10 protein-coding genes are annotated in these 8,297 nt (G+C 61.9%); 5 read left to right on the plus strand and 5 right to left on the minus strand.

Features of this window, described 5'->3' with window-relative positions; genetic code table 11:
• Positions 1–82: 82 nt before the first annotated feature.
• Both WA989_RS18550 and WA989_RS18555 read right to left on the minus strand, forming a co-directional pair.
• Complete coding sequence (locus WA989_RS18550; RefSeq protein ID WP_424341954.1) at positions 83–1,528, minus strand: M23/M56 family metallopeptidase; 1,446 nt, start codon at positions 1,526–1,528, stop codon at positions 83–85.
• A 2-nt stretch (positions 1,529–1,530) separates the two neighbouring features.
• Positions 1,531–1,926 (minus strand): BlaI/MecI/CopY family transcriptional regulator, encoded by a 396-nt coding sequence (locus WA989_RS18555; protein ID WP_424341955.1) that lies wholly within the window; start codon positions 1,924–1,926, stop codon positions 1,531–1,533.
• A gap of 269 nt (positions 1,927–2,195) precedes the next feature.
• Between WA989_RS18555 and WA989_RS18560 the strand changes: the two genes are divergently transcribed.
• Entirely contained in the window at positions 2,196–2,885 is a 690-nt protein-coding gene (locus tag WA989_RS18560; protein ID WP_424341956.1) for a 50S ribosomal protein L25/general stress protein Ctc, read from the plus strand.
• A 77-nt stretch (positions 2,886–2,962) separates the two neighbouring features.
• Positions 2,963–3,577 carry an aminoacyl-tRNA hydrolase gene (gene pth / locus WA989_RS18565; protein ID WP_424341957.1) on the plus strand — a complete coding sequence of 205 codons (615 nt, stop codon included), beginning with the start codon at positions 2,963–2,965 and terminating at the stop codon, positions 3,575–3,577.
• On the opposite strand, the gene WA989_RS18570 is transcribed toward pth, so the two are convergent.
• A complete protein-coding gene (locus WA989_RS18570; protein ID WP_424341958.1) occupies positions 3,574–4,524 on the minus strand; it encodes a hypothetical protein in 951 nt (316 codons plus the stop codon). The two genes, pth and WA989_RS18570, sit on opposite strands and share 4 nt — an antisense overlap.
• Positions 4,525–4,673: 149 nt before the next feature.
• Between WA989_RS18570 and ychF the strand changes: the two genes are divergently transcribed.
• A complete protein-coding gene (gene ychF / locus WA989_RS18575; RefSeq protein WP_424341959.1) occupies positions 4,674–5,771 on the plus strand; it encodes a redox-regulated ATPase YchF in 1,098 nt (365 codons plus the stop codon).
• Between the two features lie 190 nt (positions 5,772–5,961).
• Positions 5,962–6,453 (plus strand): flavodoxin family protein, encoded by a 492-nt coding sequence (locus WA989_RS18580; RefSeq protein WP_424341960.1) that lies wholly within the window; start codon positions 5,962–5,964, stop codon positions 6,451–6,453.
• A gap of 100 nt (positions 6,454–6,553) precedes the next feature.
• Here WA989_RS18580 and WA989_RS18585 read toward each other — a convergent pair whose 3' ends face one another.
• Positions 6,554–6,946, minus strand: coding sequence for a VOC family protein (locus WA989_RS18585; protein WP_424341961.1), 393 nt, complete (start codon positions 6,944–6,946; stop codon positions 6,554–6,556).
• Positions 6,946–7,578 (minus strand): RNA polymerase sigma factor, encoded by a 633-nt coding sequence (locus WA989_RS18590; RefSeq protein WP_424341962.1) that lies wholly within the window; start codon positions 7,576–7,578, stop codon positions 6,946–6,948. Before WA989_RS18590 ends, WA989_RS18585 begins: the two co-directional genes overlap by 1 nt.
• Positions 7,579–7,657: 79 nt before the next feature.
• Between WA989_RS18590 and rmuC the strand changes: the two genes are divergently transcribed.
• The coding region (rmuC, locus tag WA989_RS18595) for a DNA recombination protein RmuC (RefSeq protein ID WP_424341963.1) at positions 7,658–8,297 on the plus strand (640 nt) is incomplete at its 3' end.

Below are 8,297 nucleotides of genomic sequence, written 5' to 3' on the forward strand. Positions count from 1 at the left end.
GGCTAGGCCTGTCCTACATACCCGAACAAAACTGCCGCCGGTCAGCAATCGGCGGCAGTTTTTTTGTGCGCACGATTAAAGCTTATCGGCTCCCGCCCATGAACAGGGTCAGCCCGTCGGCCATGACAGGATCCTGTGGCAGAAGCTCGGTCTCGCCTGTCTCCTCATTGAGCCCGGTCTTCCAGTGCTCGAGGTGCAGGTGCGGGCCGGTGGCCCGGCCGGACATGCCGACAGTCCCGATCTTCGTGCCCGTGGAAATCTCCTCCCCGACTTCCACGAACCGGTCTTCCAGCTGGGCAAACCTCATCTTGCTGCCATCGCGGTAAGCGATTTCGATCGTCTCTCCATAATTCGGCTTGTACCCCGAGAAGACCACTGCGCCGCAGCCCGGTGTGTAGACCGGCGTGCCTTCAGGCGCACCGATATCGGTACCGTTGTGGAAGGCCGGTGTCTTCTTGAACGGATCGATCCGCTTGCCGAAATGGCTCGTGATCCTGGCATTTTCGCTTTTCATCACGGCGCTTTCGAACGTCGCCGTGCGATCGGCCGCCTCATCGTCAATAGACACGACATCCTTGCCGGCCTCAGCCAGCGCAAAGGGCGTCAGGGCGAGCGCAAGGATGCTCGCCCCGAGCGCCAGGACCGGGCGTGAACGGGTTGGCCCGGGTTCGAGAATGCGCGAAAGCCGCTTCGGCAGGCTGCGTTTCTTCGGCAGGATGAAGGCCGCGACCGGCAGCTGGCGCACCGGCGCGCTCAAACGGGCGGCATAAGCCAGCGTGCGGGCATAGCCGATCCGGTCTCCGCTGAGATTGGATGCGATCTCGTCGCACACCGCCTCGCGCCAGAAATCGAGCTCACGGCGCATCAGCCAGGCAAAGGGAGAGAACCAGAACAGGTCCGCCACCAGCCGCTCCATCGGCCGCGTGATCAGGTCACCGCGATTCAGGTGAACACATTCATGGATCACGATCTGGCGGAGATCTGACGGGGTTTCGAGCCCTTGCGGCACATAGATGGCGCGGCGCGTGAGGCCCGCCACGAAAGGAGACCCCCCGTCGATGAGACGAATTTGGGGGGCCCGCTCGAGCTTCAGCTGGCTCAGGGGAAGGGCGTCGAAAGCGTCCAGGTGAGGCACCGAGCGGGATTTCAGGTGTTGCAGGCGAACCTGGCCAAGCACCGACGCGCCAAGCCGGAAGGCCCATCCGGCCATCAACAGGGCGATCAGCGCAGGGCCTGTCCAGGCCCAGTCCGGGCCCGACACCGCTTCCTGCAGGCCGACAGAAGCGCTCGCAACAGCGCCCGCAGCCGGTTCGACATAAGGCAGGTCAGGGACCGCCGATGGCAGATCCTTCGGCAACATGCGCAGGAGCGGGATCACGGCAAGCGGCAGGACCGACAAGACAGCCGCCCCGCGCCAGACCATTTGCGCAAAACGCGCGCTTACGCGCCCATTGGTGATCAGGCTCGCAATACCGGCGAGAAAACCGGTCCAGAGAAGGATAAAGACAACAAACCAGGCGACACTCATGGCTATTTCCCCTTCTTGGAGTTTTCTGCGTCCTCGGCGGCGTTGATGATCGCATCGAGCTCATCGAGTTCGGCGTCTGAAAGGTGCGGGCTGTCAGCAAAAAGCGCGGCCGGCAGTGGGCCTTTGAGGTCCAGCACGCCGCGGGCCAGCTGGCGGACAAGGCCGCCCAGCGTCTCCACGCGGTCGAGAACCGCGACATAGAAGGCCGCAGAGTCGGCCGACTCCCCGTCCCGCTTCACCCAGCCCTTGGCTTCCATCCGGTTGATGACGGTCCGCGTCGTCGACAGCTGCCAGTTCTGCTCTGGCCCGACAAATTCATGAATTTCGCGTGCAGTCCGGCGCCCGGCCGACCACAGATATTTCAGAATGACGAGTTCTGATCCGTTTGGTTTTGACATGTTCTGACCCTTTGAACGTTACACCTGTAATGTGTGACAGATGTAGCGGGGGCGGTCAACTGCAATTCGGGCCCAGGCCTTGAAAATCTGTATCATCCGGCAACGCCGAACGCCTCACGGTCATCGCGTACAGGTGACATGACGCGGTTGCGCAAAACACAGCCTTCGTGTAATGCCCACCGCTTCGAAAGGGCGGCGCAAGGCCGTTCCTGTCAGGCTGTCACCGGCGGAAGGGTCCGCAGGCGGACTTCAGGGCGAAAGGAAAGACAATGTCTCAGCAAATCAGTTTCAATGTGGAAGTGCGCGAGCGCACGGGCAAAGGCGGCGCACGTGACGCCCGCCGCAACGGCATGGTGCCAGGCGTTCTTTATGGCGGCGGCCAGGATCCTGTCGCGATCAGCCTCAAGCTCAACGAAGTGATCAAGGCGATCAATACCGGCCAGTTCCTCACCTCCACGGCCAATCTCGTCCATGACGGCAAGAAACAGCTCGTCATTCCGCAAGCGATCCAGCTGCACCCTGTCAGCGATGTGCCGATGCACGTCGATCTCTACCGCGTCAATGAGAGCCAGATCATCTCCGTCGAAGTGGCTGTCCACTTCCACAATGAAGAGAAATCACCTGGCCTGAAGCGCGGCGGTGCCCTCAACGTGGTTCGCCACGCGATCGAACTCAACGTTCGCGCAGACAGCATTCCGGACTCGATCGATGTCGACCTGACCGGACTGACGATCGGTGACGCGGTCAAGATTTCCGACATCACCCTGCCGGAAGGCGCAGAGCCGACCATCACCGACCGCGACTTCACCATCGCGACGATTGCCGGCCGCATGGCTGAAGTTGTCGACGAGACGGAAGAAGACGCACCGGAAGCCGGCGACGTCGAAGCCATCAACCAGTCTGATGAGGATGAAGACGGCGCCGAAGAGGGCGAAGGCGAAGAAGAATCCAAGGAATAATTTCCAGATTCAGGGGCTGGCTGAAAGGCCAGCCCACCCAGCCCGAAAACGATCGGCTGCCCCAGACGGAGCCTGTCATGCACATCCTCATTGGCCAGGGTAATCCCGGGCCCAAATATGCGGGCAACCGGCATAATCTCGGCTTCATGGTGCTCGACCGGATTGCCCGGGACCATAATTTCGGCCCCTGGAAGAAACGCTTTCAGGGCGAAGCCGCCGAAGGCATGGTCCAGACCAGTTCCGGCCCGGTCAAAACCCTCCTGCTCAAACCGCAGACCTTTTATAATGAGAGCGGCCGCTCAGCCGGCGAAGCGGCACGCTTCTATAAGCTGACGCCCGAAGACGTTACCGTCTTTCATGACGAGATCGACCTTGCGCCCGGCCGGCTGCGCGTCAAACGCGGCGGGGGGCATTCGGGCAATAATGGCATCCGCTCCATGATGGCGCACCTCGGGCCCGAGGTCCGCCGCATCCGGCTCGGCGTTGGCCATCCGGGCGACAAGACGCTGGTCATGCCTTATGTCCTGGCCGATTTTGCGAAAGCCGAGGGCGACTGGCTCGAAGCCTTGCTCGATGCCTGTTCGCGCGCTCTGCCGCTTCTGCTGGCTGAAGGCGACGAGCGCTATCAGACAGAAGTGCTGAGGCTCGCGCCCGCGCCGAAGTCAGACCCCAAGCAGAACCGCGACGCCTAGTTCGCCTCTTCCTCTTCGGTGTCGTCGACAACCGGCCCGGTCCGCAGCGTCTGCGTATTGATCAGCGATCGCGGGATCTGTCCCGGCGGGCAGGTTTCCGCATAGACTGGCTCAAGCTGCGCATTGCCAATCGCCGGCATGGCAGGATTTGTCACGGTCGCCGAACGGAAGATCCAGGCGAGGAAGACCATTGCCGCAATCCCGATCAGGATCGGTGCGAGCATGTCCCAGCCGGTCTCGATCTCGTCGTCGCCAGTGACTGGCGCCGGGCCCATTTGCGGTGCACGATAGGGCATGGACGTCGGAGCGGGCCGCGCAGCCGCCTTCGATGCAGGCACCCCGGCAATGGCTGCGCCGGCCGCAACCGTACTCGCCGCCGCTTTTGGGGTCGGGTTTGTCTTTGGTGCCGCCTTGGGCTCAGTCTTGGCTTTGGCGGTCTTGCCTGTCTTAGACAGCGGATCCTTCGGGTGCGCCTTCTTCCACGCCGCCTTGCCCGTGGTGTCACGCGCGCCAAGCAGCATCCACGCCTTCAGATCCTTGCGCTGGTGCTCTTTCTCGAGCGCTTCCAGCAGGTCGTAGAATCCGTTCGGCGTTCGCTTCGGGCCAATGCCTGTCAGGCTGAACCGTTCATCCGTGTCGAAAGGCTCGTCCGGCACTGTGCCGTCGACGCCCGCCTGCAGCAGCACACCGCGGCGCGAGCGCGCAAGATGCGCCAAGGCATGGACCCAGTCACTGTCCGGCTTGCTCGTATCGCACGCCGCCTTCGACCAGATGACCAGCACATTTGCCGACTTGTTGGCATCATTGAGATCACGCGCCGTCGGTGTCGTATGCTCGCGCTTTGTATCAAGACGGACTTTGAACTTCAGCGATCTGAGCCGTTTTGCGACATGCTCAGCCTTGGTTATGTCCGCGCGCGTTGCGACAATCATCAGATCATAGGCCATTTGCCACTCCACTCTTATTAGGTGCCGGTTTCATGCAAAACCTGCGCCGTACCGCGCCATTAAATACCAGTTGAACCCGACAAAACACCCTGTCTTAACGCGAAAAATGCGCTATGCCGCGCGCCAGTACGGCCATCAAGGAGTGTTTCATGGGTTTCAAGTGCGGAATCGTCGGTCTGCCTAATGTCGGCAAGTCCACCCTGTTCAATGCGCTGACCCAGACGGCTGCCGCGCAGGCGGCGAATTATCCGTTCTGCACAATCGAGCCGAATGTCGGCGAAGTTGCCGTCCCTGAACCGCGCCTCAACAAGCTCGCCGAGATCGCCGGCTCGAAGGAGATTATCCCGGCGCGGATGAACTTTGTCGATATTGCCGGCCTCGTCGAAGGCGCTTCAAAAGGCGAAGGCCTTGGCAACCAGTTCCTCGCCAATATCCGCGAAACCGATGCCATCCTCTATGTCCTGCGCTGTTTCGAGGATGACGACATCACCCATGTCGCCGGCCGCGTCGACCCGATCGCCGACCTCGACATCGTCGAGACCGAGCTGATGATCGCCGACATGGAAAGCCTCGAAAAACGCCGCGCCGGCGTCGAGAAGAAAGCCAAGTCCGGCGAGAAGGAAGCCAAAGAGACGCTCGCATTGCTCGATCTGGCGCTTGCCGAACTGAATGAAGGCCGTCCCGCCCGCATGGCCGATATCCCGAAAGAAGACATGAAGGCCTGGCGCATGTTGCAGCTGCTGACCGCCAAGCCCGTCCTGCTCGTCGCCAATGTCGATGAAGACAGCGCGGCGACGGGCAATAAGTATTCTGAAATGGTGATGGAGCGCGCCGAGAAAGAAGGCGCCGAAGCCGTTGTCATCTCCGCCCAGATCGAGGCGGAAATGGCTGTGCTCGCCCCGGAAGAACGCGCCGAGTTCCTCGAAATGCAGGGCCTCGAAGAGCCGGGTCTCAACCGGCTGATCCATTCAGGCTACAAGCTGCTCGGCCTGCAGACCTATTTCACGGTCGGCCCCAAGGAAGCGCGCGCCTGGACGATCCGTCACGGCTGGACGGCCCCGCAGGCGGCGGGCGTGATCCATGGCGACTTCGAGAAAGGCTTCATCCGCGCAGAGACCATCGCCTTTGACGATTTCATCGCCTGCGGCGGTGAAGCCCCTGCCAAGGAAGCCGGCAAGATGCGCCAGGAAGGCAAGGAGTACATCGTCAAGGAAGGCGACGTGCTGCACTTCCGGTTTAATGTCTAAGCCGCGAACACGAGAGGGCGTCACCCTCGACGGCGCAGCCCGTCAGAGGGTCCATCTTCGGACCTGACCTGACGCGCCTGCGGTGATGGCAGGAGCTGGGCTCTCAGATGAGCCTTGCGGCTCATCGAGAGTGACTCAGGATCGCAGGCACTTGCCTTGGCTCAACTACATCACTCACTAATATCCCGCTATGCCCAAGCTCCTCATCATCTATTTCACACGCACCGGCGGCGCCGGGCAGATGGCGAAAGCCGCCTATGAGGCTGCCAGCGATGAAGACGGCTGCGAGACGATCCTCAAATTCGCCACTGAAGCAGGCCCCGACGACCTCCTCGCCGCCGACGGCTACATCTTCTGCGCGCCTGAAAACCTCGCCGCGATCGCCGGCGGGATGAAGGAGTTCTTCGACCGCTCTTATTATGAGGTCCTCGGAAAGATCGAAGGGCGCCCCTACGCGCAGATGATCTGTGCGGGATCAGATGGCGAGACTGCGATGAAACAGACCGCGCGCATCGCGCAGGGCTGGCGCCTCAAGATTGCGCAGGAGCCCTTCATCATCTGCACGCACGCCCAGACGAAAGAAGCCATCCTCGCCGAGAAAACCATCAGCGAGAATGACCTCCAAAAATGCCGCGACCTCGGCGCCGCCATGGCCGCCGGGTTGGCCATGGGCGTGTTCTAACCCAACACAGCCTCATGGTGAGCGAAGTCGAACCACGAGCCGGTAAGTCTGGCGGATCGCCCACGTCCTTCGACTTCGCTCAGGATGAGGGCTTTCTCTTCTAACGCGGCATCTCCGGCGCCTGATACATAGACAGGACATGCCCGTCAGGGTCTTTGAAGTCTGCCGTCAGCCCGCCATCCGGCGCATGGGATACGGGCGTGACGATGGTTACCCCCTTTGAGGCGAGGCCCTCCACCACGCCTTCAATGCCGCCCTCGGCCAGTTCGAAAACCGGGATGGGGCTGTCGCCGCGCGTGCCCGGCGCCTGGAAGAAGATCAGGCTGACCCCGCCGGCATCCTGACCGATCAGCCAGTCGGAGCCACCGCTTTCGCCCGGCTCTCCCGGCATTCGGTTCAACTCGAGGCCAAGCGTCTCCTTGTAGAAGACTTCGGTACGGTCGATGTCGGCGACGTTGAAGACAATCGCGCCAATTTTTACGGATCCGAGCATCAGGTGATCTCCTTTTCTGTCTGCTCAGCCCTTGGTTGCCGCACCCCGGGCTTTTGTGAGCTTGAAAGCACAAATAAATGTCCGTCAGGGTCATGGCTCGCGAGAAAGCCGCCCCTGCGCCCCAACTGATCGATCATGCTGCGCCGAAGCGCGCCGAATGGCAGCGCGCCTTCGAGCGCTATTGACGCCTTGCCCGGCGGCAGCCCAGCAATCGCGCGTTTCAGCTGGCTGATGCGCTGGCGCAGCGCCGCATCGGACAGCCCCAGCAGCCAGCCAATCTCCGGCCGCGTCGCCCCCGCAAAAGCGAGCATAGCGACGAGCCTCAGGGACCGTGGCAGCGCCGAGACATCGGGCATCCCCTCAATATCCACCGCCTCTGTCTCTTCGCCCGCCCGGGTGTTCAGCCAGTTGCTCTCCCGCGCCTTGCGCCGCACAGCCCCGCGCGCATTCATCCGCGCCTTGTTTCGGATAACGCCTGCAAGCCAGGCCCGCGCCTGACCGGACACAAAGTCGGTCCGACCCGCCTCTATCGCGGCCAGAAGCGCCGCCTGGACGAGGTCATCTGCCTCATCGGCGTCACGCGTATAGCGGCGCGCAATCGCGCCCAAAGACTGAGGCACACCCCCGATCATTGCCACCTCTTCCTGTTCCCTATATGTTCATACGCTAAAACCCGCCGAGTCAAGCGCGAATCGGGATAGGAGATTAGGTATGCAGACACTCGTCCAGATCGGCTCCGTGGGCCTCGACCTCATCCACCTCATCCTGTTCGTCATGGCCGCATGCCTCCTGGGCTTCCTGTTCTGGATGCGCGGCGAGGTTCGCAACCGCGCCGGCGAGGTCGAGCGCGACCTTGCCCACACGCAGGACATGCTCGAAACCGCCGAGATCGACCGCGAACGCTTGTCACAGGAATTAAAGACGCAGACCGCCGTCGCGCAGGACGCCAAGATCGCCCTCGCCAAGGCCGAAGCGCGCGCCGAGGAAGACGAGAAACGCTTTGCAGACCTCGCCCAGGGCGTGCTGCGCAAAGCAAATACCCAATTCCTTCAACTGGCTGACGAGACTTTCAAGAAACACCGCGAAGGCGCGCAAGGCGAGCTGAAGGAGCTGATGAAACCCATCGGCGAGAATTTCGACGAGTTCAAGAAACGCGTCACCGAGATCGAGAAAGTCCGCGCGGAGGACAAGTCGGCGATCAAGGAACAGGTCGAGGCCATCGGCAAGAGCCTGATGCTAAACACCGCCGAGACCGGCAAGCTCGTCAACGCGCTGACCGCGCCCAAGGGCGGCGGGCGCTGGGGCGAGATGACGCTTCGCAATGTCATGGAGCAGGCCGGGCTCTCTGGTC

Origin of the sequence: Henriciella sp., assembly GCF_049649345.1 — a bacterium.
In the GTDB taxonomy this organism is placed as follows: Bacteria; Pseudomonadota; Alphaproteobacteria; order Caulobacterales; family Hyphomonadaceae; genus Henriciella.

Bases quoted from the DNA above. Each gene is read 5' to 3' on its own strand.
- WA989_RS18550 (WP_424341954.1), bottom strand. From the start codon at position 1,528: ATGAGTGTCGCCTGGTTTGTTGTCTTTATCCTTCTCTGGACCGGTTTT.
- WA989_RS18555 (WP_424341955.1), bottom strand. From the start codon at position 1,926: ATGTCAAAACCAAACGGATCAGAACTCGTCATTCTGAAATATCTGTGG.
- WA989_RS18560 (WP_424341956.1), top strand. From the start codon at position 2,196: ATGTCTCAGCAAATCAGTTTCAATGTGGAAGTGCGCGAGCGCACGGGC.
- pth (WP_424341957.1), top strand. From the start codon at position 2,963: ATGCACATCCTCATTGGCCAGGGTAATCCCGGGCCCAAATATGCGGGC.
- WA989_RS18570 (WP_424341958.1), bottom strand. From the start codon at position 4,524: ATGGCCTATGATCTGATGATTGTCGCAACGCGCGCGGACATAACCAAG.
- ychF (WP_424341959.1), top strand. From the start codon at position 4,674: ATGGGTTTCAAGTGCGGAATCGTCGGTCTGCCTAATGTCGGCAAGTCC.
- WA989_RS18580 (WP_424341960.1), top strand. From the start codon at position 5,962: ATGCCCAAGCTCCTCATCATCTATTTCACACGCACCGGCGGCGCCGGG.
- WA989_RS18585 (WP_424341961.1), bottom strand. From the start codon at position 6,946: ATGCTCGGATCCGTAAAAATTGGCGCGATTGTCTTCAACGTCGCCGAC.
- WA989_RS18590 (WP_424341962.1), bottom strand. From the start codon at position 7,578: ATGATCGGGGGTGTGCCTCAGTCTTTGGGCGCGATTGCGCGCCGCTAT.